Below are 25,920 nucleotides of genomic sequence, written 5' to 3'. Positions count from 1 at the left end.
CATAAACCTACCTAAGGACACCATTTGGAAAGCCTGTTGAACCTGACTGTTGCTGGTGGGGCGCCAGTCAGGATATTACAAATCACCGACACCCACCTTTTTGCCGAAAAGCATGAGACGCTTCTGGGCGTGAACACCTGGGAGAGTTATCAGGCGGTTCTTGACGCGATCCATGCTGAAAAGCGGCCATGCGATCTGATCGTCGCGACGGGCGATCTGGCGCAGGATCAATCCTCCGCAGCCTATCAGCATTTTGCTGAAGGGATTGCGAGCTTTAGCGTGCCTTGCGTCTGGCTGCCGGGCAATCACGATTTTCAGCCCGCGATGTACAGTTCGCTTCAGGATGCGGGGATTTCACCGGCAAAATGTGTCTTTGCGGGGGACCAGTGGCAAATTCTGCTCCTCGACAGTCAGGTGTTTGGCGTTCCGCACGGTGAGTTGAGCGACTATCAGCTTGACTGGCTGGAGACAAAACTGGCCGCCGAACCGAATCGCAATACGTTGCTGTTACTGCATCATCACCCGCTGCCGGCGGGCTGTAGCTGGCTCGATCAGCACAGCTTACGCAACTCTGCGGCGCTGGACGGCGTGCTGGCGAAATTCCCGCGCGTAAAAAATTTGCTGTGCGGTCATATTCACCAGGAACAGGATCTCGACTGGAACGGTCGACGTCTGCTCGCGACGCCCTCTACCTGCGTGCAGTTTAAGCCGCACTGCGCCAACTTTACGCTGGATACCATCGCACCGGGCTGGCGCTGGCTGGAGCTGCATGCCGATGGCTCGCTGACCACCGAAGTTTGCCGTCTGGCCGGGGCACAATTCCGCCCGGATACCGCTTCGGAAGGCTATTGATGTCGACGCTTCTCTATCTGCATGGGTTTAACAGCTCACCGCGTTCGGCGAAAGCGACGCAGCTTCGCCAGTGGCTGAGCGCGCATCATCCCCACGTGGAGATGATTATTCCGCAGTTGCCCCCTTATCCGGCGGATGCGGCAGAGATGCTGGAATCGCTAGTGCTGGAACACGGCGGCGAATCGTTTGGCGTTGTCGGGTCGTCGCTCGGCGGCTACTACGCCACCTGGCTGTCGCAGTGCTTTATGTTGCCCGCTGTCGTCGTCAACCCGGCGGTCCGGCCATTTGAGCTGTTAAGGGACTTTCTTGGCGAAAACGAGAACCCCTACACCGGCCAACAATATGTGCTAGAGTCACGCCATATTTACGATCTCAAAGTTATGCAGGTCGACCCGCTTGAAGCGCCCGATCTTATCTGGCTGCTGCAACAGACGGGAGATGAAGTGCTGGATTACCGCCAGGCAGTGGCGTATTACGCATCCTGCCGCCAGACTGTAGAAGAGGGCGGTAACCATGCTTTCACGGGCTTTGAAGATCATTTCACCCAGATTGTCGATTTTCTTGGACTGCACAGCCACTGACAATCAATGCGAATTGCTAGCTTAAATCATGACGCAAACCTATAACGCTGATGCCATTGAGGTACTCACCGGGCTTGAGCCGGTTCGCCGCCGCCCGGGGATGTACACCGATACGACGCGCCCAAACCACCTGGGCCAGGAAGTAATTGATAACAGTGTGGACGAAGCGCTGGCAGGCCATGCCAAACGCGTGGACGTTATCCTGCACGCCGATCAGTCGCTGGAAGTCATCGACGACGGCCGCGGCATGCCGGTAGATATCCACCCGGAAGAGGGTGTTCCCGCCGTTGAGCTGATCCTCTGTCGTCTGCACGCGGGCGGTAAGTTCTCCAACAAAAACTACCAGTTCTCCGGCGGCTTGCACGGCGTGGGGATCTCCGTGGTTAACGCCCTGTCAAAGCGCGTGGAAGTGAACGTCCGTCGCGACGGCCAGGTGTATAACATCGCGTTTGAAAACGGCGAAAAAGTGCAGGATTTGCAGGTCGTCGGGACGTGCGGTAAACGCAACACCGGCACCAGCGTCCACTTCTGGCCTGACGAAAGCTTCTTCGACAGCCCACGCTTTTCTGTTTCCCGCCTGACGCACCTGCTGAAAGCCAAAGCGGTGCTGTGCCCGGGCGTGGAAATCACCTTTAAAGACCACGTTAATAATACCGAACAAACCTGGTGCTACGCCGATGGTCTGAACGACTACCTGTGCGAAGCGGTTAACGGCCTGCCAACCCTGCCGGAAAAACCGTTCGTCGGGAATTTCGAAGGCGATACTGAAGCGGTGGACTGGGCGCTGCTATGGCTGCCGGAAGGCGGCGAGCTGCTGACCGAAAGCTACGTTAACCTGATCCCCACTATGCTCGGCGGGACCCACGTCAACGGCCTGCGTCAGGGGCTGCTGGATGCGATGCGCGAGTTCTGCGAATACCGCAACATTCTGCCGCGCGGCGTGAAGCTGTCGGCGGAAGATATCTGGGATCGCTGCGCCTACGTGCTTTCCGTGAAAATGCAGGATCCGCAGTTTGCCGGTCAGACTAAAGAGCGCCTGTCGTCACGCCAGTGTGCGGCGTTCGTCTCCGGCGTGGTGAAAGATGCCTTTACCCTGTGGCTGAACCAGAACGTTCAGGCCGCGGAAATGCTGGCTGAAATGGCGATCTCCAGTGCCCAGCGTCGTCTGCGCGCGGCGAAGAAAGTGGTGCGTAAAAAGCTGACCAGCGGCCCCGCGCTGCCGGGCAAGCTGGCGGACTGTACCGCGCAGGATCTCAACCGCACCGAGCTGTTCCTGGTGGAAGGAGACTCGGCAGGCGGATCGGCCAAGCAGGCGCGGGATCGTGAATATCAGGCGATAATGCCGCTCAAGGGTAAGATCCTCAACACCTGGGAGGTCTCGTCTGATGAAGTGCTGGCCTCGCAGGAAGTACACGACATCTCGGTTGCGATCGGTATCGATCCGGACAGCGACGATCTGAGCCAGTTGCGCTACGGCAAGATCTGCATTCTCGCGGATGCGGACTCCGATGGCCTGCACATCGCCACGCTGCTCTGTGCGCTGTTTGTGAAGCATTTCCGCGCGCTGGTGAAAAACGGTCACGTCCACGTGGCGCTGCCGCCGCTGTACCGAATCGACCTCGGCAAAGAAGTTTACTATGCACTGACGGAAGAAGAGAAAGCGGGCGTGCTGGAACAGCTTAAGCGCAAGAAGGGCAAACCGAACGTTCAGCGCTTTAAGGGGCTGGGTGAGATGAACCCGATGCAGCTGCGTGAAACCACGCTGGATCCGAATACCCGCCGTCTGGTGCAGCTGACCATCAGCGATGAAGATGAACAGCAAACTAACGCCGTGATGGACATGCTGCTGGCCAAGAAACGTTCTGAAGATCGACGTAACTGGCTACAGGAGAAAGGCGACATGGCGGATATAGAGGCCTGATACACGCTGTCTTTTTGCCGGGTGGCGGCTGCGCCTTACCCGGCCTACTTAACCCGTAGGCCCGTGCAAGCGTAGCGCCGCCGGACAAGAAATGCAGCTCATCACGATGAATGGTTTTTCCGGTACTGCAACGGCGTCTCGCCAATCCCCTTTTTAAACGCGCTGATAAACCACGTCACGTCGGAAAATCCCGCCTGTGCGGCAATGTCACGCACGCTCGAATCAGTGTGGAGTAAACACTCGCACGCCTTACGCAACCTTAGCGTGTTCAGGTAGTCGTGAATTTTTTCGCCTGTTTCCGCATGGAATCTTCGCGATACGTAACTGCGCGATTTACCCAGCTCTGCAGCCAGCGCATCCAGACGAAATTTCTCCTGATAATGCTCGTCGAGCCAGATCATGACCTGGCTGGCGATCCCCTGGCTGTTGCCCGGCTCGCCGTCGCGATCGTCGGGCAGCATCGCGAACAGGCCGATCAGCAGGCTGGCGATGCTCTCGCCGTTCATCGGCGGTTTATAGCAGCTAAACAGATGGTCGATATGGTGGTGACAGTGGGCTAAATCGGCGACCCACGCTTCGCCGCCACGGCGTGACAGCCGCTCCAGGCGCTGCCGGGTCTGGGGAAAATCCCGCAGGATCTTCAGCACCGCGTGCTGGTCGAGATGAATAATGGTGCGGCGGTAAATTGCCTCCGCCTGTTCGTCCACCATGACCTTGTGCAGCGTAAAAGGCGGGAAGAAAAACAGTCGTCCGGGGCGCATGGTGTTGTGACGATTATCGACAATCGCCACGCCAAAGCCCTCTTCCACATAGAGGATCTCCAGACACTGATGCCAGTGATGGTAGCGCACCGTATTGGCAAACAGGCGGCTGAACGAGGCCACGGTATCGTTCAGGGCGATCAGTTCCAGAAGGTCGGTTGTCGGCGTGTCGTGCATAGTGCAATAAAACTCAACTTTTTCCCGTCTGATCGTCTTTATAAACCACCTTTTTAAATTTTCTCAACTGGAGGTTTATTCATCGTTCATGCCTGTGACACGGCTAACATTTCTGCACCTTGCGGATTCACTATGCTTTGCCGCAGTTGATTACGAGGGCGAACCGATGTGGGCGGCAAACAAAGAAAAATCAAATCCGTTGTCTTCACGCCAGGAGGTAGTGGCGTCGTTGAATGCACTTTTACAGGCGCTGGACACGCAATTTCCGGCGAACCGTTCACGATTCCCGCTGGGCGACACCTGCGCCCATTACACAGCAGATATTGCGCAGATGGAGGGACTTTCCCGCGCGCTGTGGGGGCTGTTTCCGCTGATGGCGTCCGGCGAAAGCACGCCGTTCAGCGAGAAGTACCTTACTGCCATTAAGCTTGGTACCGACCCGCAAAGCAGCGGTTACTGGGGTGAAACCGGCCCGTACGATCAGCGTCTGGTGGAGATGGCGGCCTACGGTCTGGGGCTCGCTCTGCTGGGAGATAAACTCACCGCGCACTTTACCGGTCGCGAGGTGATGAACCTGCACGCGTGGCTCAACCAAATCACCGACGCGCAGATGCCGGACAGCAACTGGAACTATTTTGCCATCATGGTTCAGCTAGGCTTTAAGCGCGCCGGCCTGCCGTACGATCAGGCCGCCATTGACCACCGCTTTGCGCTGATGGACGCCTACTACCTCGGCGACGGCTGGTATTCCGACGGTCCCGGCCGCCCGAAAGATTACTACATCTCCATGGCTTTCCATTTCTACGGCCTGATTTACGCCACCCTGAGTGACGACGAGGCGAGGGCGAATGTTCTGCGCGAGCGCTCGCGTCTGTTCGCGGAAGACTTTATCTACTGGTCCGCCGCCGATGGCGCCTCGGTGCCGTTTGGCCGCAGCCTGACCTACCGCTTTGCCATGGTTGCCTTCTGGAGCGCGGTGGCTTTTTCCCAGCTGGACGTCTTCACCCCGGGCATCGTGAAAGGCATTGTGCTGCGGCATCTGCGCTGGTGGCAGCAGCAGTCGATTGTCGATCGCGACGGCATTCTCACCCTGGGGTTTGCGTATCCGAACCTGGCGATGTGCGAGGATTACAACTCCCCCGGTTCACCGTACTGGGCGCTGAAAACCTATCTGATCCTGGCGCTGCCGGAAGCACACCCGTTCTGGCAGGCGGAAGAACAACCGCTGCCCGCGCTTGCTGAAAAACATGTGATTCCGCATGCGCAGCAGATCCTGATGCATTCGAAAGATTCGCAGCACGTCGTCATGCTTACCGCTGGTCAGCTGGAGCTGAACAACTACGTCAACACCGAAGCGAAATACACCAAATTTGCCTACTCCAGCCGCTTCGGATTCACCCTTGAGCGCGGGCGTTTTGGCCTGAAGCATGCCGCCTGCGATTCCATGCTGCTGCTGGCGGACGGAGATGACTATTTCCGCGGTCGTCGCGAGTGCGAAGAGGTTCGGGTGGATGAAAATTACATTTTCTCGCGCTGGTCGCCGTGGCGCGACGTGCAGATTACGACCTGGCAGATCCCGTTCGGGGAGTGGCACCTGCGCCTGCACCGTATCAACAGCACGCGCACTCTGCAAACCGTCGAGGGCGGCTTTGCGGTGATGAAAACCGCCCACCAGGTGCGCGAACGCGGTTGTTATCTGTTGGCTGAAAACGGCAGCAGCGTCATTGTCGATCTTTCGCCGATCATTCAGCGCCAGCCAGACAGCATCGTCACGCCGCCGAACAGCAGCATTATGTTTGCGGAGTGCGCCTCCATTCCGCTGTTAAAAGCTGACCTCCCGCAAGGGGAAAGCTGGCTCTGTTGCGCCGTCCTGGCTGGCGGAAGACAGCCTGCTGCGGCGACGCCGCAGCTGAATATAACCCATAGCCGGGTCGTTATTAGCGAACCCGGAAGCGAACGTAAGCTGTCGTTCACATTATAAAAATCTGGCCCTACACCCCGGCGAGGATGATATGAAAAGCACATCGACAACCAACAGAACTGAATATTACAAAATCAGCAGCTTTATCTTTCTCTATTTCTTTACCTGGTCTGCCAGTATTGGTCTGCTGGCGATCTGGCTCGGTCAGAAAGCCAACCTGAGCGGATCGGTGATTGGAACCGTCTTTGCGGTGAACGGAATATTCTCCGTTATTCTCAAGCCGATCTACGGCTATATTCTCGATAAGATCGGCATGAGCAAATATCTGCTCTATTTTGTGGTGATCATGTCGGCCCTGATGGCGCCATTCTTTATTTATGTTTACCAGCCGCTGTTAATGTCTAATACCCTGCTCGGGATTATTATCGGCGCGCTCTATTTAAGCTTTGCCTGGTACGCGGGTGTGGCGGCGTGCGAATCGTATTCTGACCGCTTTAGCCGCTTAAACGGCATGGAGTTCGGGCAGATCCGTATGTGGGGATCGCTCGGCTGGGCGGTGGCGTCATCTTTCTCCGGCCTGCTGTTCAACCTCTCACCGGCGTATAACTTTATTCTCGGCAGCGTGGCGTCGGTGTTGATGCTGATCGTCCTGCTGAGCCTGAAAGTGAACACTAACTCCATTCACGCGGGCGAGGTGCTGACGAAAGAGAAAATCGCCCCGTCAGACGTTTACGCCCTGCTGCGAAACCGCAAATTCTGGGCCTTCTGCCTGTACGTGGCGGGCGTGGCGTGGATGATGTTTATCGCCGAGCAGCAGTTCTCGCGCTATTTCGTCACCTTCTTCGACGATATTCACCAGGGCAACGCGGTATTCGGTTATCTCGGGACCGTGCAGTCGGGCATGGAGTTCGTCATGTATATGGTGATCCCGCTGTTTGTGAACTTTATTGGCGCCAAACGCGGGCTATTAATTGTCGGGCTGGTGGTCGGGGCGCGTCTGATTATTTCCGGCATGTGTGATTCTCACCTGTTAATTTCAGTGCTTAAGCCGCTGTACGGTCTGGAAATTTGTCTCCTGCTGGTGTCGGTATTTAAATATATCGCCGAGCATTTCGACAAGCGCGTCAATGCCACCATGTATTTACTCGGCTATCAGGCGATGCTCTACGTTGGCAACGTGGTGGTCTCTTCCCCTGCCGGCTATATGTATGACCGTATTGGCTTTGAGCACACCTATATCATCATGGGCGCAACGGCGCTGACCTTTACCCTTATTTCTGCTTTTACGTTATCCGCCTGTCAGAGCAAATGGCGCGGGGCTCGTGCGCTGAATGTAGCAGAAACGTCAACACGATAAATTACGCCGTCAAAGAAGGAACCGAAATATGTTAAGTCGTATCAAAGAAGAACGTCTGCCTGTTATCGCTGCGCCCGTTGACTCCCGCACATTCAGCGATGAACTGAATTCGGCGCGCAGCCACGTTCTGGACCTGATTAGCCGTCATTTAACGGAGTTCGGCGACAAATTCCCGGCGGAAACCTGCCAGAACGGTTTTTATCCGCTGACTGACAACGTGGAGTGGACCACCAGCTTCTGGACCGGGCAGCTGTGGCTGGCGTGGGAGATGAGCGGCGAGGAAAAATTCCGTGCGATGGCGGAAAAACACGTGCGCTCGTTTGGCCTGCGCATCGCCGGGCGCAACGACACCAATACCCACGATTTAGGCTTCCTTTACACGCTCTCCTGCGTAGCCGCGTGGCGGCTGACCGGAAACCGCGAGGCGCGCGGCTTCTCGCTGCTGGCGGCGGAAGCCCTGCTGGAACGCTTCCACGAGAAGGCGAAGATCATCCAGGCGTGGGGCGATCTCTCCGATCCGGAGCAGGCCGGGCGAATGATCATCGACTGCAACATGAACCTGCCGCTGCTCTACTGGGCAACAGAGCAGACGGGCGATCCGCGCTTTGCCGACGCCGCAAAAGCGCACGTCATGCAGGCGGCGACGTATCTCATTCGTGACGATGCCTCCACCTTCCACACCTACTATATGGATGTGGCAACCGGCGCACCGCGCTACGGCAACACCCAGCAGGGCTACGCCGACGACTCCTGCTGGTCGCGCGGGCAGGCTTGGGGCATTTACGGTTTCCTGCTGAGCTATATCTATACCGGCGACGAGACGATGATCGCTCTGTCAAAACGGCTGGCGAACTACTTCCTCAATCGCCTGCCGGAAGACTACGTCTGCCACTGGGATCTGGCGCTGGTGGGCACCGACGCGCTGCGTGACTCTTCCTCGGCGGCAATTGCGGTGTGTGGACTGCTGGAGCTGGTGAAACATCTGCCGGTCACAGATCCGGATCGCGAACGTTACCTCGAATGGGCGAAAGGGATTATGTCCTCGCTGACAAAGCACTATCTGATGGGTAAAGAAGAGAAGGGCAACGGGCTGCTTAAGCACTCTGTGTATCACCTGGCGAGCAATAAAGGCGTGGATGAGTGCGCGAGCTGGGGCGATTACTTCTACGTCGAGGCGCTGGTGCGCTTCACACAGAGCTGGAAGCTGTACTGGTAACGGGCAGCGGTATCACCACCCAAGCACCTCTTTAATGGCGCGCCGGTAGGGCGTATCAAGCTGGGCAGGCACGCGGCAAATATAGTCCCGCGCATGGCTGCGGGTCTGTCCGCTGAGGCCGTCGAGATAAGCGATGGCCTCGTCCACGGCAGGAACCCTGCCTTCCTGCGACGCGCTTCTCGGCGGAAGCCCGGTCCAGATGATCGCTTCAATACCTTTCTCCCTGGCCCATGTTGTCAGGATACCCGTGTCGCGTCCGGTGATTAGCAACGAGCCAATGCCATCGCAGCGATCCTCGGGAATGGCTTCGCGCTCACGCAAAGCGCGGCAGGCCACGCTCAACGTTGTGGCCTCCAGCCATGCCCAAAGCACCGGCACGGCAGGGGCATTCATACAGATGGCGGTCGCCAGTTCACCGCCATCACTGACCCGACAGAACTCGACGGGCAAAGAAGGCCCGTCGGTTTGCCACTCACCGGCTACCGGTAGCGCGCCGCTTTTCCAGATTAACGAGCCCCAGCCAAGACAAGCGATTTTCATGCTGTTCCTCTGCGCGACGTGAACCAATAGCCTCAGACGTTATGCCTTAGGAATACGCAGCGTCTGGCCGGGATAAATTTTATCCGGGCTGGAGAGCATCGGGCGGTTCGCCTCAAAGATCTTGTTGTACTGATTGGCATCGCCGTACACGGTTTTAGAGATGGCGCTCAGGGTATCGCCGGATTTCACCGTATAGTAGGTTGCTTCATCTTTGGCGTCTGTCGCGGTGATATTGTTCTCCACCTCGCTGACGCCCGCGATGTTGCCGACGGCGACCTGGATTTTTTCTTTCTGCTCCTGCGTTAGCCCGTCGCCCGTTACGCTGGCCTTGCCATCGGTGACGTTAACCTGAACTTTATCGGAACCGGGAATGTTGAGTTTCTTGAGGTGCTCGGTGATTTTGTCGCTCTGACCCTTATGATCGGTCAGGTTGTCCCAAAGCTTTTCGCCTGCTTCTTTCACGAAGTTAAAAAGACCCATTCCATCCTCCTGTTAAACATGAAGTCAGAATAAGCATAGCAGTTGAGCGGTAAGGTGATAAAAAAAGCCCGGTGGCGTTAACGCTTACCGGGCCTGCGGGGGAAAGTTGTAGGCCGGGTAAACGTAGTGCCACCCGGCAAATTTCACAGAACTTAAACCCCTTGCTCCAGAATACGGATGTGGGTTTCCAGAACGTCCCCTTTCACCGCGTCGCTCCACGCTTTCATATGCGCGGTCTGCAAATGGGCTTCAAGGTGCGCGACGGTTTCCCACTGCTCCACCATGATGATAGAGTCTGGCGCGGTCGCCTGGAAGCTTGCGCTGGTGGCGGCGTCTACCATCGGCGCGTAGCCGTGGCAGCCTTCTTCTTTCAGTACGGTCGGGATGATCTTCGCGAACTCATCCAGTACTGCCTGGCGGTGATGTTGGCCAGGACGCGTACGGATTTCAGCAATAACGGTAAGCATAATTAACTCCTTCTAATTCCAGGCTACCAGTTAAGCAAAAATTTCCGCGAGATGCTTGCGATATTCTGCGATATAGCGCGGGACGTCCGGCATTTTAATTACGTCGTTGACGATAAAGGTCGGCAGCGGCTCCATACCCAGGAACTGATTCGCCTTGTGGAACGGCAGATACGCGCCGTCTACGCCCACGCCTTCGAAGAACTGATCTTTCTCGGTGAACGCTTCCAGCGGCGCGTTCCAGGTCAGGGAGAGCATATATTTTTTGCCCTGAATCAGACCGCCGGAACCGTATTTTTTAGACGCATCTGAACGGGTGCGGCCGTCGCTGGCATACAGCGAACCGTGACCTTCGGTAAACACATCGTCCATGTATTTTTTCACGGTCCACGGTGCGCCCATCCACCAGCCCGGCATCTGCCAGATCACCACGTCGGCCCACAGGAAGTTCTGCACTTCGGCCTTCACGTCGTAATCGCTGTCCGCGCGCACGACCTTAACATCATGTCCGGCGTCGCGCAGGAAACCATCCGCGACCTCGGTCAGGGTGTCATTCAGCTGGCCTTTAGAGTGCGCAAATTCTTTCGCGCCGTTGATAATCAGAATGTTGCTCATTATTTGTCCTCGATGATGAGAGTATGCCGGGTATTCTACGCGCGAGGACGGAGCGGAAAAATAAGCAAAATGTGCAAAGTCTTTTGCGCTCAGCGCAATAATCTTACCAGCTGACGGTCACCGCAAAACCCCCTTCCGGCGCATTGCCCAGCGAGACGCGCATCCCGTGCAACGCCGCGATACGCTTGACGATAGACAACCCCAGACCGCTGCCGGTGGCGTCCTGGCCCGGTGGACGATAAAAGCGCTCGCCGAGACGCGTCAGCGCATCGGTTGAAATGCCCGGGCCGTTGTCGCGCACGGTAAAGCTTTGGGTGTTCAGCGTCACGTCCACCACGCTGCCGCGCGGGCTGTAACGAACGGCGTTGTCCAGCAGGTTACGCGCCAGAAGGCTCAGCAGTAGCGGCTGTCCGTGACGCATCACCTCGGGCGCATTAGCGTTGAGCCGAACATCAATGCCCGCCTGCTGCGCCGGATGCCAGATATCCAGCACCGCGGATTGCAGCAAATCGGCCATCATCACGGGTTCGACGTCATCAAGATTATCCAGTGAATCCAGGCGCGACAGGGTGAGAAGCTGATCCACCAGCCGGGAGGCGCGGTCGATGCCTGCGTGCAATTGCCCCAGCGCTTTAGACTGCGCCCCGGGATCGTCAAGGGAAAGCTGCGCCACGTCGGTTTGCACCTTCAGCGCGGCCAGCGGGCTGCGCAACTCATGGGCGGCATCCGAGGTGAAGCGACGCTCGCGGGCCATCATCTCCTGCGTACGGGCGAAAAGATGGTTAAGCGCATCAAGCAGGGGGCGAACCTCCGTCGGCACGCCGTGGGTGGGCAGCGTATCGGTCGCATCCGGGGAGCGCGAGCGCAGGGTCTGCGCCAGGTTTTTCAGCGGTTTCAGTTCCCGGCTCAGCAGAACAATCAGCAACAGCAGCATTATGGGCAGCGCCACCAGCCACGGCGTCAGCTGCGAGCTGACCACGTCCAGCGCCATATCCTGTCGGTACTCCCACTCCTGGCCAACCACCACGCGGTATTTCCCGTCCGGAGAAGTCAGCCACAGGAAACGCCATTCGTCGTTGTCATCCTGCAACCGACCGTCATCAAACCCGTCCCGGCGGTAGAGGTAAGGTATGTCGCGCCCGTTTTCGCCGTCGTTAAGCACCATGCTGCCGTCGGCGGTGAAGATTGCGAAGGCCAGCGCATCGTCGTCAAGATGGCCGTGTTTGGCTTTTTTCGGCACCTCGCGCATGCGTTCCGGGGCGCGAAGTTCGTCCACGTCCATCGTCAGCAGCCGTTTGGCAAACAGCATCTGCTGGGTATCGAACAGCTTATCGAGCTTGTCGGTCGTCTGGTGCCAGGCCACCACGCTTGCGGCAAACCAGGCCGCCAGGGACAGCAGCAAAAAGAGGAGCGTCAGGCGCAGCTTCAGGCTCAGGCGTTGGGTCAGTTTCATGCGTCACCCAGGGTATAACCGATGCCGTGCACGGTGCGGATAAAGTCGCTGCCGAGCTTGCGGCGTAAATGATGAACGTGGACTTCGACAGCGTTGCTGGAGACGTCATCATCCCAGTTGTAGAGCTTCTCCTCGATGGCCTTGCGCGGCAGCACGCGGCCCGCGTTGCGCATCAGCAGTTCCAGCAGGGCGAACTCTTTGGGTTTGAGCACCAGCGTTTCGCCCTCCAGCGTGGCGACAAGGCTTGCCGGATCGAGCGTGACCTTGCCGTGACGCAACTCGCTGCGCGCCTGACCGTGGCTGCGGCGTACCAGCGCTTCGAGGCGGGCCGCCACTTCAATCAGCGCGAACGGCTTACACAGGTAATCATCCGCCCCCAGGCGTAACCCTTCGACGCGCTGATTCAGCGCATCCCGCGCGGTCAGGATCAGCACCGGTTCGCTCTTTCCGCTTTCGCGCCAGGCGCGCAGGATCTCAAGCCCGTCGATTTCCGGCAGCGTCAGATCAAGCACCACGGCATCATACGGCGCGGTGTACAGGGCCGCCTGCCCGGTTTTCCCGTCGGTAAACCAGTCCACGTTAAAGCCCATTTTGCTTAAGCCCGCTTTGATGCCGTCGCCAATGAGCTTGTCGTCTTCTACCAGTAAAATGCGCATATTTCCTCCTTGATGCCGTCAGTAAACCTTCTGCAAGCGCCTGCTGTACAGTAAAAATAAATAAATTTTCCCCTTAAGAAGTTGTTAAGGTTTACCCTGTTTAATGGATTGTGAAACGACATTAAAGGGAGAGATAAAGATGAAAAAATTCGCTGCAATTGCTGCCATCATGATGATGACCACGGCCCCTGTCTTCGCTGCACAGGGTGGCTTCTCTGGCCCATCTGCGACACAGAATCAGACGCAAACCCAGCAGGGTGGCTTTGTCGATAACAACGCCAACCTCACCACCGCGGCTAAAGTGAAAGACCTGAAGGACGATGCCTGGGTGAAGCTGCGCGGGAACATTACCGAGCGCCTGTCCGATGACCGTTACACCTTCCGCGATGAAAGCGGCACGGTGGTGGTGGAGATCGACCACAAGCGCTGGAACGGCGTGACGGTGACGCCGCAGGATAAAGTCGAACTCCAGGGTAAAATCGATAAAGACTGGAACGAGTTTGAAATCGACGTGAAGCAGGTTATCAAGCTGAACAAATAACCCGGAAAGGGCCGCATGAGCGGCCCTTTTTCTTTGTGACTCAACTCGCCAGATGAGGTAGTATCTGCGGCAATATTGCCTGAAACCCATCGGTTTCTGAGTTGAGGAATCACACGTAATGAGCGATATGGCAGAGCGCCTCGCGCTACATGAATTCACGGAAAATGCCTACCTGAACTACTCCATGTACGTCATCATGGACAGGGCGTTGCCGTTTATCGGGGATGGCCTGAAGCCCGTTCAGCGCCGCATCGTCTATGCGATGTCCGAACTGGGGCTGAATGCTACCGCCAAGTTTAAGAAATCCGCCCGTACCGTCGGCGACGTGCTGGGTAAATACCATCCGCACGGCGACAGCGCCTGCTATGAAGCGATGGTGCTGATGGCCCAGCCGTTTTCTTATCGCTATCCGCTGGTGGATGGCCAGGGGAACTGGGGGGCGCCGGACGATCCGAAATCCTTCGCGGCAATGCGTTATACCGAATCTCGCCTGTCTAAATATGCCGAAGTGCTGTTGGGCGAGCTGGGGCAGGGCACGGTCGACTGGGTGCCAAACTTCGACGGTACGATGCAGGAGCCGAAAATGCTGCCTGCGCGTCTGCCGAACATCCTGCTGAACGGCACGACCGGTATCGCCGTGGGCATGGCGACGGACATTCCGCCGCACAACCTGCGTGAAGTGGCAAAAGCGGCCATCACCCTGATTGAGCAGCCAAAAACCTCGCTGGACGATTTGCTGGATATCGTGCAGGGGCCGGACTATCCGACCGAAGCCGAGATCATCACCTCGCGTGCGGAAATCCGCAAAATCTACCAGAACGGTCGCGGCTCCGTGCGCATGCGCGCGGTGTGGAATAAAGAGGATGGTGCCGTGGTGATCACCGCGCTGCCGCACCAGGTGTCGGGTGCCAAAGTGCTGGAACAGATCGCCACCCAGATGCGCAATAAAAAGCTGCCGATGGTGGACGACCTGCGTGATGAATCGGACCACGAAAACCCGACCCGTCTGGTGATTGTGCCGCGTTCTAACCGCGTGGATATGGAGCAGGTGATGAACCACCTGTTCGCCACTACCGATCTGGAAAAAAGCTACCGCATCAACCTGAACATGATTGGTCTGGACGGTCGTCCGGCGGTGAAAAACCTGCTGGAGATCCTTACCGAATGGCTGGCCTTCCGCCGCGATACGGTGCGCCGTCGTCTGAACCATCGCCTGGAAAAAGTGCTTAAGCGCCTGCATATCCTCGAAGGTTTGCTGGTGGCGTTCCTCAACATTGACGAAGTGATCGAGATCATTCGTACCGAGGACGAACCTAAGCCTGCCCTGATGTCGCGCTTTGGCATCAGCGAAACCCAGGCCGAAGCGATCCTCGAACTGAAATTGCGCCATCTCGCCAGACTTGAAGAGATGAAGATCCGCGGCGAGCAGAACGAGCTGGAAAAAGAGCGCGATCAGCTTCAGGCGATTCTGGCGTCCGAGCGCAAGATGAACACTCTGCTGAAGAAAGAGTTGCAGGCCGATGCCGACGCCTTTGGCGACGACCGTCGTTCTCCGCTGCACGAGCGCGAAGAGGCGAAGGCGATGAACGAGCACGACATGCTGCCGTCCGAGCCGGTAACCATCGTGCTTTCCCAGAGCGGCTGGGTGCGTAGCGCCAAAGGCCACGATATCGACGCGCCGGGTCTGAGCTACAAATCCGGTGACAGCTTCAAGGCGGCGGTGAAGGGCAAGAGTAACCAGCCGGTGGCGTTTATCGACTCCACGGGCCGCAGCTACGCCATTGACCCGATCACGCTGCCGTCTGCGCGCGGCCAGGGCGAACCGCTAACCGGTAAGCTGACGCTGCCGCCGGGTGCCACGGTTGAGCATATGCTGATGGAAGCCGACGATCAAAAACTGCTGATGGCGTCTGATGCGGGCTACGGCTTTATCTGTACCTTCAACGATCTGGTGTCGCGTAACCGTGCCGGTAAAGCGCTGATTAGCCTGCCGGATAACGCACACGTCATGCCGCCGCTGATCATCGAGAACGAAAGCGACATGCTGCTGGCGATCACCGCTGCCGGACGTATGCTGATGTTCCCGGTCAGCGATTTGCCGGAGCTGTCGAAAGGCAAGGGCAACAAGATCATCAGTATCCCGTCAGCGGAAGCGGCAAAAGGCGAAGATAGCCTCGCGCATCTCTTCCTGCTGCCGCCGCAGAGCACGCTGACCATTCATGTCGGCAAGCGTAAAATCAAACTGCGTCCGGAAGAGTTGCAGAAGGTGGTGGGTGAGCGCGGACGTCGCGGCTCACTGATGCGCGGCCTCCAGCGAATCGACCGCGTGGAGATTGACTCGCCGGCGCGCAGCAAAGCGGACGACAGCGAAGAGTAACCTGTTTCATCCCCCTCTTTCCGGAGGGGGTATTACCATAAAATTTCCCGTAAAAACGTTGTTAATTCGTGCGTTGCGATTAACAATACGCGCTCGTAATAAAGTCCTTACCTGGCCACAGGTGAAGTATAATTGTCAGCTGTCAGGGCTTCAGAGGTCGCTATGCTATACATTGTTCGTCTCATTCTTACCGTTATTTATTGCATTCTGGTCTGTATTTTCGGATCGATTTATTGCCTGTTCAGCCCGCGTAACCCAAAGCATGTCGCGACGTTTGGCCACATGTTTGGTCGTCTTGCGCCGCTGTTTGGCCTGAAGGTTGAAAAGCGTCTGCCTGAAGGGGCGGAGAATTTCGGTAACGCCATCTATATCGCTAACCATCAGAACAACTACGATATGGTGACGGCCTCAAATATTGTTCTTCCGCCGACCGTAACCGTGGGCAAAAAAAGCCTGCTGTGGATCCCCTTTTTCGGCCAGCTGTACTGGCTCACCGGTAACTTGCTGATTGACCGCAACAACCGCGCCAAAGCGCATGGCACCATTGCGGAAGTGGTGGATCAGTTTAAAAAGCGCCGGATTTCCATCTGGATGTTCCCGGAAGGGACGCGCAGCCGTGGTCGCGGCCTGCTGCCGTTCAAGACCGGCGCGTTTCATGCTGCAATTGCGGCTGGCGTTCCAATTATTCCCGTGTGTGTTTCCAATACATCGAATAAGATTAATCTTAACCGTCTGAATAACGGACTGGTCATTGTCGAAATGCTGCCGCCGGTAGATACCTCTAAATACGGTAAAGACCAAGTGCGCGAGCTGGCCACGCACTGCCGCGAGCTGATGGCTCAGCATATTGCGCAGCTCGATAAAGAAGTTGCAGAGCGAGAAGCCGCCGGTAAGATTTAACCCGGTGTCGTGTAAGGGAAAACGAATTCCCGCGTTGTTAGTCGTTTCAGATGGAGCTTATATGTCACTCAGTCGGCGTCAGTTTATTCAGGCTTCGGGTATCGCCCTTTGTGCGGGTGCGATGCCGCGGACAGCCAGCGCCGCCGGGCAGCAACAGCCGCTGCCTATTCCGCCGTTGATTGAATCCCGTCGCGGGCAGCCGCTATTCCTCACGCTTCAGCGTAGCCACTGGTCCTTTACCCAGGGAACGCGCGCGCAGGTATGGGGCATTAACGGACGCTACCTCGGGCCGACCATTCGCGTGTGGAATGGCGATGACGTTAAGCTCATCTACAGCAACCGTACGACGGAAAATGTCGCGATGACCGTCAGTGGTTTGCAGGTGCCGGGGCCGCTGATTGGCGGCGCGGCACGCATGATGTCGCCGAATGCCGACTGGGCGCCCGTCCTCCCGATTCGTCAGAGCGCGGCGACATTGTGGTATCACGCCAACACCCCGAACCGCACCGCCCAGCAGGTCTACAACGGCCTGGCCGGAATGTGGCTGATTGAAGATGAGGTCAGCAAAACGCTGCCGATCCCGAATCACTACGGCGTCGATGATTTCCCGATCATTATTCAGGACAAGCGGCTGGATAACTTCGGCACGCCGGAGTACAGCGAGCCGGGCAGCGGTGGTTTTGTCGGCGATACGCTGCTGGTTAACGGCGCGCAAAGCCCGTATGTTGAAGTGTCTCGTGGCTGGGTGCGCCTGCGTCTGCTGAATGCTTCTAACTCGCGTCGCTATCAGTTGCAGATGAGCGACGGCCGCGCGCTGCACGTGATTTCAGGCGATCAGGGGTTATTACCTGCGCCGGTGTCGGTAAAACAGCTGGCGCTGGCACCGGGCGAACGTCGTGAGATCCTCGTGGATATGACCAACGGGGATGAAGTGTCCGTGACCTGCGGCGAAGCGGCAAGCATTGTTGACCGTATTCGTGGCTTCTTTGAACCGTCGAGCGTTCTGGTCTCCACGCTGGTGCTGACGCTGCGCCCGACCGGCCTGTTGCCGCTGGTGACCGACAGCCTGCCGATGCGCCTGCTGCCGCAGGAAATTGTGACCGGCCCGGCAGTACGCAGTCGCGATATCAGCCTTGGCGACGATCCGGGCATCAACGGTGCGCTGTGGGACGTAAACCGCATTGATATCACCGCCCAACAGGGAACATGGGAGCGCTGGACCGTCCGCTCGGAGATGCCGCAGTCGTTCCATATTGAAGGGGTGTCATTCCTGATCCGCAACGTCAACGGGGCGATGCCGTTCCCGGAAGACAGGGGCTGGAAAGATACCGTCTGGGTGGATGGCCAGGTCGAACTGCTCGTCTACTACGGCCAGCCTTCCTGGCCGCACTTCCCGTTCCTGTTCCACAGCCAGACGCTGGAGATGATGGACAGGGGATCGGTAGGGCAGATGCTGGTGAATCCGGCACCGTAAAACACTTTCTCCCTCTCCCTGTGGGAGAGGGTTGGGGTGAGGGCAACAGCCCGCACAATACCCCTTCATTTCCCCCGGTAAACCAGCGTATAATCCCGCTCCTTTTGTCTATTTTTTCTTCGGAAGCATTATGAGCGCTATTTCCCTGATCCAGCCGGATCGCGACCTCTTCTCCTGGCCCCAGTACTGGGCAGCCTGCTTTGGACCGGCGCCGTTCCTGCCGATGTCCCGGGAAGAGATGAATCAACTGGGCTGGGACAGCTGCGATATCATTCTGGTGACGGGCGATGCGTATGTCGATCACCCGAGCTTTGGCATGGCGATCTGTGGCCGTATGCTTGAAGCCCAGGGCTTCCGCGTGGGGATCATCTCCCAGCCTGACTGGAACAGCAAAGACGACTTTATGCGTCTGGGCAAGCCTAACCTGTTTTTCGGCGTGACCGCGGGCAACATGGACTCGATGATCAACCGCTATACCGCCGACCGTAAGATGCGCCATGACGACGCTTATACGGCTGACAACGTGGCGGGTAAACGTCCCGATCGCGCGACCCTCGTCTACACCCAGCGATGCAAAGAAGCATGGAAAGACGTGCCGGTGATCCTGGGCGGCATCGAAGCGAGCCTGCGCCGTACCGCACACTATGACTACTGGTCCGACACCGTGCGCCGTTCGGTGCTGGTGGATTCGAAAGCCGACATGCTGATCTTCGGTAACGGTGAGCGTCCGCTGGTAGAGGTGGCACACCGTCTGGCGCAGGGCGAAGCGGTCAGCGAGATCCGCGACGTGCGCAACACCGCGATCATGGTGAAAGAGGCGCTGCCGGGCTGGAGCGGGGTGGATTCCCGCATTATCGATATGCCGGGCAAAATCGATCCTATCCCGCATCCGTACGGTGACGATCTGCCGTGCGCGGATAACAAACCGGTTGAGCCGAAAAAAGCGGAAGCAAAGGCCGTGGTGGTGCAGCCGCCGCGTCCGAAGCCGTGGGAAAAAACCTATGTGCTGCTGCCGTCCTACGAAAAAGTAAAAAGCGATAAAGTACTCTACGCCCACGCGTCGCGCATCTTACACCATGAAACCAACCCCGGCTGCGCGCGAGCGCTGATGCAAAAGCACGGCGAGCGCTATATCTGGGTTAACCCGCCGGCGATCCCGCTCTCTACCGAAGAGATGGACAGCGTGTTTGCTCTGCCGTACAAGCGTGTACCGCATCCGTCATATGGCAACAGCCGTATTCCGGCGTATGAGATGATCCGTTTCTCAATCAACATCATGCGCGGCTGCTTCGGCGGGTGCTCATTCTGTTCGATCACCGAACACGAAGGCCGTATTATTCAGAGCCGTTCCGAAGAGTCGATTGTTAACGAGATCGAAGCGATTCGCGACACGGTGCCGGGCTTTACCGGCGTGATCTCCGATCTGGGTGGTCCAACGGCCAACATGTACATGCTGCGCTGTAAATCGCCGCGCGCCGAGCAGACCTGCCGTCGTCTCTCCTGCGTCTATCCGAGCATTTGCGAGCATATGGACACCAACCACGAGCCGACGATCAATCTTTACCGTCGCGCCCGTGACCTGAAAGGCATCAAGAAGATCCTGATCGCCTCCGGCGTGCGTTACGACATTGCGGTGGAAGATCCGCGCTACATCAAAGAGCTGGCGACGCACCACGTTGGCGGTTATCTGAAGATCGCCCCGGAGCACACCGAAGAAGGCCCGCTGTCCAAAATGATGAAGCCGGGCATGGGCAGCTATGACCGCTTTAAACAGCTGTTTGATACCTATTCAAAACAGGCGGGGAAAGAGCAGTATCTGATCCCATACTTCATCTCCGCACACCCCGGCACCCGTGATGAAGACATGGTGAACCTGGCGCTGTGGCTGAAGCAGCGTCGATTCCGTCTGGATCAGGTGCAGAACTTCTACCCGTCGCCGCTCGCCAACTCGACGACCATGTATTACACCGGCAAAAACCCGCTGAGTAAGATTGGTTATAAGAGCGAAGACGTGGTGGTGCCGAAAGGGGATAAACAGCGCCGTCTGCATAAAGCGCTGCTGCGCTATCACGATCCGAAAAACTGGCCGCTGATCCGCCAGGCGCTGGAAGAGATGGGGAAAAAGCACCTGATCGGCTCGCGTCGTGATTGCCTGGTGCCTGCGCCAACGCTGGAAGAGATGCGCGAAGCGCGCCGCCAGAACCGCAACACGCGCCCGGCGCTGACCAAACATACCCCGATTGCGCATCAGCGTTCGAATGGTGTTGCGGGAACGAAGAAGAACGTAAAACGTAAGACCGGTTAAACCTGTAACAATGCCCGGTGGCGCTGTGCTTACCGGGTCTACAGGTCTAACCCTCTCCCCTCCGGGGAGAGGGCAGGGTGAGGGGATTACCCGCCAAACTGATCCGGGTCCGGCCCAAGCCGCTTGCCCTGATCCAGCTTCGCAATTTCACCCAGCTCGTCTTTATCCAGGCGGAAATCCCAGACGTCGAAGTTCTCGGCGATACGCGATGGCGTGACCGATTTCGGGATCACCACCAGACCGCTATCCAGATGCCAGCGAATGACGATCTGCGCCGGGGTTTTACCGTACTTATCCGCCAGTTCACGGATGATTTTCTGGTCAAACACCCCTTCGCCGCCCTGGGCCAGCGGGCTCCAGGATTCGGTCTGGATCTTGTGCGTGGCGTTCCATGAATGAAGCTGGCGCTGCTGCATCAGCGGGTGCAGCTCAATCTGGTTAATCACCGGCGCGACGCCCGTTTCATCAATCAGGCGTTGCAGATGATGAACCTGGAAATTACAGACGCCGATGCTTTTTATCAGCCCCTCTTTTTGCAGTTCAATCATCCCTTTCCAGGCATCAACGTAATGGTCGATAGCCGGTACCGGCCAGTGCATGAGATAAAGATCGACGAAATCGAGCTGGAGTTTCTCCAGACTCTCCTGCAACGCTTCGCGGGGACGCTTTTGATCGTCGTTCCACAGCTTGGTGGTGATGAAAAGCTCATCCCGGGGAACGCCGACGCTGGCAAGCGCTTTTCCCACGCCGTCCTCGTTTTTATAGGCGGCGGCGGTATCGATGGACCGATAGCCGACTTCCAGGGCTTTATGAATGGCGGAGACGACCTCGTCGTTACCGGCTTTCCATACACCTAGCCCCAGCTGGGGCATCACGTTGCCGTCCTGTAGCTTGATTACGGTTTGGTTTGCCATTTTTCCTCCTTCAGGTGCTCATCGCCGGAGGGAACCTCCGACGATGTGATGTGCATTAAGTCTGGACGAAATGTCAAAAAACGAAAGTCAGGATCCTAAAAACGCTTAGCGTGCCGCTTCGTAAATACGACGGCTGACGTCAAGGGTGATGTCGCCATGCTCGCCGATCTGCGTCATACCGTGTGCTTCCAGTTTCGCCAGCAGGGCAGGGATGGAGCTGCCGTCCAGGCCGTAGCCAGAGAGACGCGTTGGCACGCTCAGGCTTTCAAAGAAGTGACGGGTGGCTTCAATCGCGGCATCGATACGCGCATCGTCGGAACCGTCGGTGATGTTCCACACGCGTTCGGCGTACTGGAGCAGTTTGGCGCGTTTAGCGTCACGTTTTTCGTTCCACAGCGCAGGCAGAACCACCGCCAGCGTCTGGGCGTGATCCAGGCCGTGCATCGCCGTCAGCTCGTGGCCGAGCATGTGGGTAGCCCAGTCTTGCGGCACGCCTGCGCCGATCAGGCCGTTCAGCGCCTGGGTGGCTGCCCACATCACGTTGGCACGCACGTCGTAGTTTTCAGGCTCTTTCAGCGCTTTCGGACCTTCTTCAATCAGCGTCAGTAGAATGCCTTCCGCGAAACGATCCTGAATTTTGGCGTTTACCGGGTAAGTAACGTACTGCTCAACGGTGTGAACAAAGGCGTCGACCACGCCGTTCGCCACCTGACGCGCAGGCAGGGTATAGGTGTAAACCGGATCGAGGATCGCGAACACGGGCTGAACGTGTTCGTTCATAAAGGCCTGCTTGTCACCGGTGGTTTTACGGGAGATGACCGCGCCTTTGTTGGACTCTGATCCGGTGGCCGGCAGCGTCAGCACGGAGCCCATCGGGATCGCACTGCTGATGTCGCTGCCGCCCGTTTCCAGAATATGCCACGGGTCGATGCCGTCAGCGTAATGGGCCGCCGCCGCGATGAATTTGGTGCCGTCCAGCACGGAACCGCCGCCCACCGCCAGCAGGAAGGTGATCTGCTCGTCGCGGGCGATTTTTACCGCGTTCATCAGCGTTTCATAAGACGGGTTAGGCTCGATACCGCCGAACTCGCGCACGTCCAGACCTTCCAGAGCGCTGTACACCTGATCCAGTACGCCGGTTTTTTTCACGCTGCCGCCGCCGTAGGTAATCAGGACGCGGGCGTCCGTCGGGATTTGCGCGCGCAGGTCAGCGATAGCGTTTTTACCAAACAGAATGCGGGTTGGGGTATGAAGATTAAAGTTGTTCATGGCTTGTTCCCTGTAGTGGGTAAAAAATCGTGGTGGCGCAGAAGGCAACCTGATGCTGCTCATTGTGGCGGGCAGGCGCTATCCTCTCAATGCACATTCCTGCCGATGTCTTGCCCATTTCTACAGCGCGCTGGAGAAACGGTAAGAAAATGCGCACACTGTCAGCGTCGGAAACCGTACCCGGAGTAACTGAAAATGAACCGTGATGCCATCTGCCGCCAGCTAACGTCGCAGATTAAGACACTGATTGATAACGGAAATGATTCGGCTGAGCTGTTGCCGGATATTCGATTGCTGTACGGTACCCAGCCCGGGACGCGCACCCCGGTGATGTATCAGCCCGGCATCGTGTTTCTCTTTTCTGGCCATAAGATTGGCTATATCAATGAGCGCGTGTTCCGTTACGACACCAATGAATATCTGCTTCTGACAGTACCTTTACCCTTCGAATGTGAAACTTTCGCGACAGAGGAGGTGCCGCTGGCCGGGATCCGCGTCAACGTCGACATCCTCCAGTTGCAGGAGCTGCTGATGGATATTGGGGAGGACGAACTTTTCCGGCCGTCGATGGCGGCAAGCGGTATCAACTCCGCGACCCTATCGGAGGAAATTCTCTGCGCGATTGAACGCCTGTTAGACGTGATGGAAAGGCCGCTGGATGCGCGTATTCTCGGAAAGCAGATTATCCGCGAAATTCTTTACCATGTGCTGCTCGGGCCGGGCGGCGGGGCGCTGCTGGCGCTGGTAAGCCGCCAGACGCACTTTAGCCTGATTAGCCGCGTGCTCAAGCGCATTGAGAGCCAGTACACGGAAAACCTCAGCGTTGACCAGCTGGCGGCGGAAGCCAATATGAGCGTCTCGGCGTTTCACCATAACTTTAAATCCGTCACCAGCACGTCGCCGTTGCAGTACCTCAAAACCTACCGTCTACATAAGGCGCGGATGCTGATGATCCACGATGGCATGAAGGCCAGCGCCGCGGCGATGCGGGTTGGGTATGAAAGCGCGTCGCAGTTTAGTCGGGAGTTTAAGCGCTACTTCGGCGTCACGCCGGGGGAAGATGCGTCGCGCATCAGAACGATGCAGGGCGCTTAGGCTTTTGATTCTCTCCCCGCGGGAAGAGAATCAGGATGGGGTATCAGGCGCTGCAATACTTCTTCTTAATCACCACCGCGATTGTGCCGACCAGGCCCGCAACCAGCAGGAAGATCGGCAGCACCATCAGGAACGTCATCACCTGGTCTTCATGGCGCTTAACAAACGGGATCATATTCAGCGCGTAGCCGAGCGTGGTGACCACGCCCACCCAGAGCAGAGCGCTCAGCCAGTTGAAGAACTGGAAGCGGCGGTTAGGGAGGCCTGAAATACCCGCCATGGTAGGCAACAGGGTGCGAACAAACGCCAGAAAACGCCCGGCAAGTAACGCCAGCAGGCCGTGGCGGTCAAACATGCAGGTGGCGCGCTGGTGATATTTATGCGGCAGCTGTGCCAGCCAGCCTTTCACCACGCGGGTGTTTCCAAGCCAGCGCCCTTGCAGGTAGCTCAGCCAACAGCCGAGACTGGCCGCAGAAGTGAGGATCACCATTGTCGGTGCGAAGTCCATCACGCCCTTGCCGATTAACGCCCCTGCGAGCAGGAGCAGGCTGTCGCCGGGTAAAAATGAGGCTGGCAGTAGTCCATTCTCCAGAAACAGCGTCGCGAACATCACGAAATAGACAATCCCGACGACATGCGGGTCCGCCAGCGCGGCAAAATCGTGTTGCCAGAGCGCCGTGATGATATTTTGAATAACAGCCATGGACTTTCCTGTGGAACAGCAGATATAACGCTATTGTACTCCCAATTTTGCCTGTCGGGGTTGATCGCAGGCGCATCTCATACAGACTTTTCTGCTTGCGGTGTTCAGAATTGCGTCCGGGGAGTACATTTCAGTCAGCACTTTACACGATGCGCTCAAATCCTGCCGATAAATCCGCAATTAAATCGTCCACATTTTCCAGCCCGATATGCAGGCGGATTAAGGTCCCTTCGAAGTCCACCTCGCCGCCCGGGCGCAGGGCCGCAATCTGCTCCGGCTGGTTGGGCAGGATCAGCGATTCAAACCCACCCCATGAATAGGCCATGCTGAAGAGGGTAAAGTTATCCAGATAGCTTGCCAGTTCGGCGTCATTCAGGCGCTTTTTAAGTACAAATGAGAACAACCCGCTGCTGCCCGTAAAGTCACGTTGCCAGTATTCATGGCCTTTGCTGCCCGGCAGCGCCGGATGGTTAACGCGCTCCACCTGCGGATGCAGCGCCAGCCACTGTGCAATTTGCAGGCTGCTTTCGTGATGCTGACGCAGACGCACGCCGAGCGTACGGATGCCCCGGCTGGTCATGTAGGCGGTATCGGCATCCACCATCTGGCCCATCAGGTAGGCGTTTTCACGCAATTGATCCCAGCAGCGGGCGTTAGATACCGCCGTACCGATCATGCCGTCGGAATGGCCAATCAGGTATTTGGTCGCCGCCTGAATGGAGATATCGATGTCAAATTCCAGGGCTTTAAACAGCACACCTGCCGCCCAGGTGTTGTCGATCATGATGATCGCTTCCGGCGCTATGCTGCGCACCGCCTTCACGATGGCCGGGACGTCATGCACTTCCATGGTGATGGAGCCGGGAGATTCCAGGAACACAACGCGCGTGTTGGGCTGAATAAGCCCGGCAATACCGGCCCCAATCAGCGGATCGAACCAGCTGGTGGTGACGCCGAGCTTGCTGAGTATTTTGGTGCAGAAGTCCTGGCTTGGCTCGTAAGCGGTATTGGTCATCAGGACGTGGTCACCCTGTTCCACAAACGCCAGAATGGTATTGGCGACCGCCGCCGCGCCGCACGGGAACAGCGCGCAGCCCGCGCCGCCCTCCAGTTCGCACATGGCTTCCTGCAACGAGAAATGGGTTAACGTGCCACGACGACCGTAAAACAGCCCGCCCTTCGCGCGATTACGCGTAGCGATTTTTTTATCTTCAACGGTATCAAACACCAGCGAGGAGGCGCGCTGGATCACGCTGTTGACCGAGCCCTGAGTGTATTTCTTACTGCGTCCTGCCTGCACCAGCGTGGTCTCAAGCTGCTTTTTAGTCATGTTCGCTAACCCAATTTT

At 57.4% G+C, this 25,920-nt stretch carries 23 protein-coding genes; 12 read left to right on the top strand and 11 right to left on the bottom strand.

Annotated elements, in window-relative coordinates; translation table 11 throughout:
* The first annotated feature begins 24 nt into the window (after positions 1-24).
* Genes cpdA through parE form a run of 3 tightly spaced genes read left to right on the top strand, consistent with a single transcriptional unit; the run spans position 25 to position 3,354 of the window.
* Entirely contained in the window at positions 25-852 is an 828-nt protein-coding gene (gene cpdA / locus DD597_RS10860) for a 3',5'-cyclic-AMP phosphodiesterase (RefSeq protein WP_023314864.1), read from the top strand.
* A complete protein-coding gene (yqiA, locus tag DD597_RS10855) occupies positions 852-1,433 on the top strand; it encodes an esterase YqiA (protein WP_023314863.1) in 582 nt (193 codons plus the stop codon). Before cpdA ends, yqiA begins: the two co-directional genes overlap by 1 nt.
* A gap of 28 nt (positions 1,434-1,461) precedes the next feature.
* Positions 1,462-3,354, top strand: a complete 1,893-nt coding sequence (gene parE / locus DD597_RS10850; protein WP_003862513.1) for a DNA topoisomerase IV subunit B — start codon at positions 1,462-1,464, stop codon at positions 3,352-3,354.
* Positions 3,355-3,455: 101 nt separating this feature from the next.
* Here the strand turns inward: parE and DD597_RS10845 are convergent, their stop codons facing one another.
* The gene (locus DD597_RS10845; RefSeq protein WP_129256178.1) at positions 3,456-4,292 is read right to left on the bottom strand and encodes an AraC family transcriptional regulator; all 837 of its coding nucleotides are present in this window, start codon (positions 4,290-4,292) and stop codon (positions 3,456-3,458) included.
* A gap of 166 nt (positions 4,293-4,458) precedes the next feature.
* Between DD597_RS10845 and DD597_RS10840 the strand changes: the two genes are divergently transcribed.
* From DD597_RS10840 to DD597_RS10830, 3 genes are read left to right on the top strand one after another with little or no spacing between them, the layout of a single operon-like run.
* Positions 4,459-6,273 (top strand): DUF2264 domain-containing protein, encoded by a 1,815-nt coding sequence (locus tag DD597_RS10840; RefSeq protein ID WP_129256177.1) that lies wholly within the window; start codon positions 4,459-4,461, stop codon positions 6,271-6,273.
* Between the two features lie 31 nt (positions 6,274-6,304).
* On the top strand, positions 6,305-7,570 hold the full coding sequence (locus tag DD597_RS10835) for an oligosaccharide MFS transporter (RefSeq protein WP_129256176.1): 1,266 nt from the start codon (positions 6,305-6,307) through the stop codon (positions 7,568-7,570).
* A 28-nt stretch (positions 7,571-7,598) separates the two neighbouring features.
* Positions 7,599-8,786: a glycoside hydrolase family 88 protein gene (locus tag DD597_RS10830; RefSeq protein WP_129256175.1), complete on the top strand. Its 1,188-nt coding sequence runs from the start codon at positions 7,599-7,601 to the stop codon at positions 8,784-8,786.
* 12 nt (positions 8,787-8,798) lie between these two features.
* Here the strand turns inward: DD597_RS10830 and DD597_RS10825 are convergent, their stop codons facing one another.
* The 6 genes from DD597_RS10825 to qseB form a co-directional block, all read right to left on the bottom strand.
* A complete protein-coding gene (locus tag DD597_RS10825) occupies positions 8,799-9,326 on the bottom strand; it encodes a hypothetical protein (protein WP_032607912.1) in 528 nt (175 codons plus the stop codon).
* Between the two features lie 39 nt (positions 9,327-9,365).
* The gene (lysM, locus tag DD597_RS10820; protein WP_003862507.1) at positions 9,366-9,806 is read right to left on the bottom strand and encodes a peptidoglycan-binding protein LysM; all 441 of its coding nucleotides are present in this window, start codon (positions 9,804-9,806) and stop codon (positions 9,366-9,368) included.
* Between the two features lie 152 nt (positions 9,807-9,958).
* Positions 9,959-10,273, bottom strand: coding sequence for a putative quinol monooxygenase (locus DD597_RS10815; protein WP_003862506.1), 315 nt, complete (start codon positions 10,271-10,273; stop codon positions 9,959-9,961).
* Between the two features lie 30 nt (positions 10,274-10,303).
* A complete protein-coding gene (locus tag DD597_RS10810) occupies positions 10,304-10,885 on the bottom strand; it encodes an NAD(P)H-dependent oxidoreductase (protein ID WP_032607911.1) in 582 nt (193 codons plus the stop codon).
* Between the two features lie 103 nt (positions 10,886-10,988).
* Complete coding sequence (gene qseC / locus DD597_RS10805) at positions 10,989-12,338, bottom strand: quorum sensing histidine kinase QseC (RefSeq protein WP_058674836.1); 1,350 nt, start codon at positions 12,336-12,338, stop codon at positions 10,989-10,991.
* Positions 12,335-12,994, bottom strand: coding sequence for a quorum sensing response regulator transcription factor QseB (gene qseB, locus DD597_RS10800; protein ID WP_023323747.1), 660 nt, complete (start codon positions 12,992-12,994; stop codon positions 12,335-12,337). Before qseB ends, qseC begins: the two co-directional genes overlap by 4 nt.
* Before the next feature lie 139 nt (positions 12,995-13,133).
* On the opposite strand from qseB, the gene DD597_RS10795 reads away from it, so the two are divergent.
* From DD597_RS10795 to DD597_RS10775, 5 genes are all read left to right on the top strand, one after another.
* A complete protein-coding gene (locus DD597_RS10795; RefSeq protein WP_003862501.1) occupies positions 13,134-13,535 on the top strand; it encodes a YgiW/YdeI family stress tolerance OB fold protein in 402 nt (133 codons plus the stop codon).
* Between the two features lie 118 nt (positions 13,536-13,653).
* On the top strand, positions 13,654-15,912 hold the full coding sequence (gene parC / locus DD597_RS10790) for a DNA topoisomerase IV subunit A (protein ID WP_047654211.1): 2,259 nt from the start codon (positions 13,654-13,656) through the stop codon (positions 15,910-15,912).
* Between the two features lie 162 nt (positions 15,913-16,074).
* Positions 16,075-16,812 carry a 1-acylglycerol-3-phosphate O-acyltransferase gene (gene plsC / locus DD597_RS10785; protein WP_003862497.1) on the top strand — a complete coding sequence of 246 codons (738 nt, stop codon included), beginning with the start codon at positions 16,075-16,077 and terminating at the stop codon, positions 16,810-16,812.
* A gap of 61 nt (positions 16,813-16,873) precedes the next feature.
* Positions 16,874-18,286 carry a cell division protein FtsP gene (ftsP, locus tag DD597_RS10780; RefSeq protein ID WP_017384056.1) on the top strand — a complete coding sequence of 471 codons (1,413 nt, stop codon included), beginning with the start codon at positions 16,874-16,876 and terminating at the stop codon, positions 18,284-18,286.
* A 130-nt stretch (positions 18,287-18,416) separates the two neighbouring features.
* A complete protein-coding gene (locus DD597_RS10775) occupies positions 18,417-20,591 on the top strand; it encodes a YgiQ family radical SAM protein (RefSeq protein ID WP_129256174.1) in 2,175 nt (724 codons plus the stop codon).
* Between the two features lie 86 nt (positions 20,592-20,677).
* Here DD597_RS10775 and dkgA read toward each other — a convergent pair whose 3' ends face one another.
* Positions 20,678-21,505 carry a 2,5-didehydrogluconate reductase DkgA gene (dkgA, locus tag DD597_RS10770; RefSeq protein WP_129256173.1) on the bottom strand — a complete coding sequence of 276 codons (828 nt, stop codon included), beginning with the start codon at positions 21,503-21,505 and terminating at the stop codon, positions 20,678-20,680.
* Positions 21,506-21,610: 105 nt separating this feature from the next.
* Positions 21,611-22,774 (bottom strand): alcohol dehydrogenase, encoded by a 1,164-nt coding sequence (gene yqhD / locus DD597_RS10765; RefSeq protein ID WP_045342452.1) that lies wholly within the window; start codon positions 22,772-22,774, stop codon positions 21,611-21,613.
* A gap of 195 nt (positions 22,775-22,969) precedes the next feature.
* Between yqhD and DD597_RS10760 the strand changes: the two genes are divergently transcribed.
* Positions 22,970-23,869, top strand: coding sequence for an AraC family transcriptional regulator (locus tag DD597_RS10760; RefSeq protein ID WP_003862489.1), 900 nt, complete (start codon positions 22,970-22,972; stop codon positions 23,867-23,869).
* Between the two features lie 43 nt (positions 23,870-23,912).
* Here DD597_RS10760 and yghB read toward each other — a convergent pair whose 3' ends face one another.
* Positions 23,913-24,572: a DedA family general envelope maintenance protein YghB gene (gene yghB, locus DD597_RS10755; protein WP_003862486.1), complete on the bottom strand. Its 660-nt coding sequence runs from the start codon at positions 24,570-24,572 to the stop codon at positions 23,913-23,915.
* A gap of 142 nt (positions 24,573-24,714) precedes the next feature.
* Entirely contained in the window at positions 24,715-25,902 is a 1,188-nt protein-coding gene (gene metC, locus DD597_RS10750; RefSeq protein WP_003862484.1) for a cystathionine beta-lyase, read from the bottom strand.
* Positions 25,903-25,920: the final 18 nt, after the last annotated feature.

Source organism: Enterobacter cloacae complex sp. 677-3DZ2D5B, assembly GCF_004136695.1.
GTDB lineage: Bacteria > Pseudomonadota > Gammaproteobacteria > Enterobacterales > Enterobacteriaceae > Enterobacter > Enterobacter hormaechei_C.
This window is presented reverse-complemented; position numbering and strand designations above follow the sequence as displayed.

Excerpts from the sequence above, each read along its gene's own strand:
- yqiA (WP_023314863.1), top strand. The coding sequence starts at position 852 with ATGTCGACGCTTCTCTATCTGCATGGGTTTAACAGCTCACCGCGTTCG.
- parE (WP_003862513.1), top strand. The coding sequence starts at position 1,462 with ATGACGCAAACCTATAACGCTGATGCCATTGAGGTACTCACCGGGCTT.
- DD597_RS10845 (WP_129256178.1), bottom strand. The coding sequence starts at position 4,292 with ATGCACGACACGCCGACAACCGACCTTCTGGAACTGATCGCCCTGAAC.
- DD597_RS10840 (WP_129256177.1), top strand. The coding sequence starts at position 4,459 with ATGTGGGCGGCAAACAAAGAAAAATCAAATCCGTTGTCTTCACGCCAG.
- DD597_RS10835 (WP_129256176.1), top strand. The coding sequence starts at position 6,305 with ATGAAAAGCACATCGACAACCAACAGAACTGAATATTACAAAATCAGC.
- DD597_RS10830 (WP_129256175.1), top strand. The coding sequence starts at position 7,599 with ATGTTAAGTCGTATCAAAGAAGAACGTCTGCCTGTTATCGCTGCGCCC.
- DD597_RS10825 (WP_032607912.1), bottom strand. The coding sequence starts at position 9,326 with ATGAAAATCGCTTGTCTTGGCTGGGGCTCGTTAATCTGGAAAAGCGGC.
- lysM (WP_003862507.1), bottom strand. The coding sequence starts at position 9,806 with ATGGGTCTTTTTAACTTCGTGAAAGAAGCAGGCGAAAAGCTTTGGGAC.
- DD597_RS10815 (WP_003862506.1), bottom strand. The coding sequence starts at position 10,273 with ATGCTTACCGTTATTGCTGAAATCCGTACGCGTCCTGGCCAACATCAC.
- DD597_RS10810 (WP_032607911.1), bottom strand. The coding sequence starts at position 10,885 with ATGAGCAACATTCTGATTATCAACGGCGCGAAAGAATTTGCGCACTCT.
- qseC (WP_058674836.1), bottom strand. The coding sequence starts at position 12,338 with ATGAAACTGACCCAACGCCTGAGCCTGAAGCTGCGCCTGACGCTCCTC.
- qseB (WP_023323747.1), bottom strand. The coding sequence starts at position 12,994 with ATGCGCATTTTACTGGTAGAAGACGACAAGCTCATTGGCGACGGCATC.
- DD597_RS10795 (WP_003862501.1), top strand. The coding sequence starts at position 13,134 with ATGAAAAAATTCGCTGCAATTGCTGCCATCATGATGATGACCACGGCC.
- parC (WP_047654211.1), top strand. The coding sequence starts at position 13,654 with ATGAGCGATATGGCAGAGCGCCTCGCGCTACATGAATTCACGGAAAAT.
- plsC (WP_003862497.1), top strand. The coding sequence starts at position 16,075 with ATGCTATACATTGTTCGTCTCATTCTTACCGTTATTTATTGCATTCTG.
- ftsP (WP_017384056.1), top strand. The coding sequence starts at position 16,874 with ATGTCACTCAGTCGGCGTCAGTTTATTCAGGCTTCGGGTATCGCCCTT.
- DD597_RS10775 (WP_129256174.1), top strand. The coding sequence starts at position 18,417 with ATGAGCGCTATTTCCCTGATCCAGCCGGATCGCGACCTCTTCTCCTGG.
- dkgA (WP_129256173.1), bottom strand. The coding sequence starts at position 21,505 with ATGGCAAACCAAACCGTAATCAAGCTACAGGACGGCAACGTGATGCCC.
- yqhD (WP_045342452.1), bottom strand. The coding sequence starts at position 22,774 with ATGAACAACTTTAATCTTCATACCCCAACCCGCATTCTGTTTGGTAAA.
- DD597_RS10760 (WP_003862489.1), top strand. The coding sequence starts at position 22,970 with ATGAACCGTGATGCCATCTGCCGCCAGCTAACGTCGCAGATTAAGACA.
- yghB (WP_003862486.1), bottom strand. The coding sequence starts at position 24,572 with ATGGCTGTTATTCAAAATATCATCACGGCGCTCTGGCAACACGATTTT.
- metC (WP_003862484.1), bottom strand. The coding sequence starts at position 25,902 with ATGACTAAAAAGCAGCTTGAGACCACGCTGGTGCAGGCAGGACGCAGT.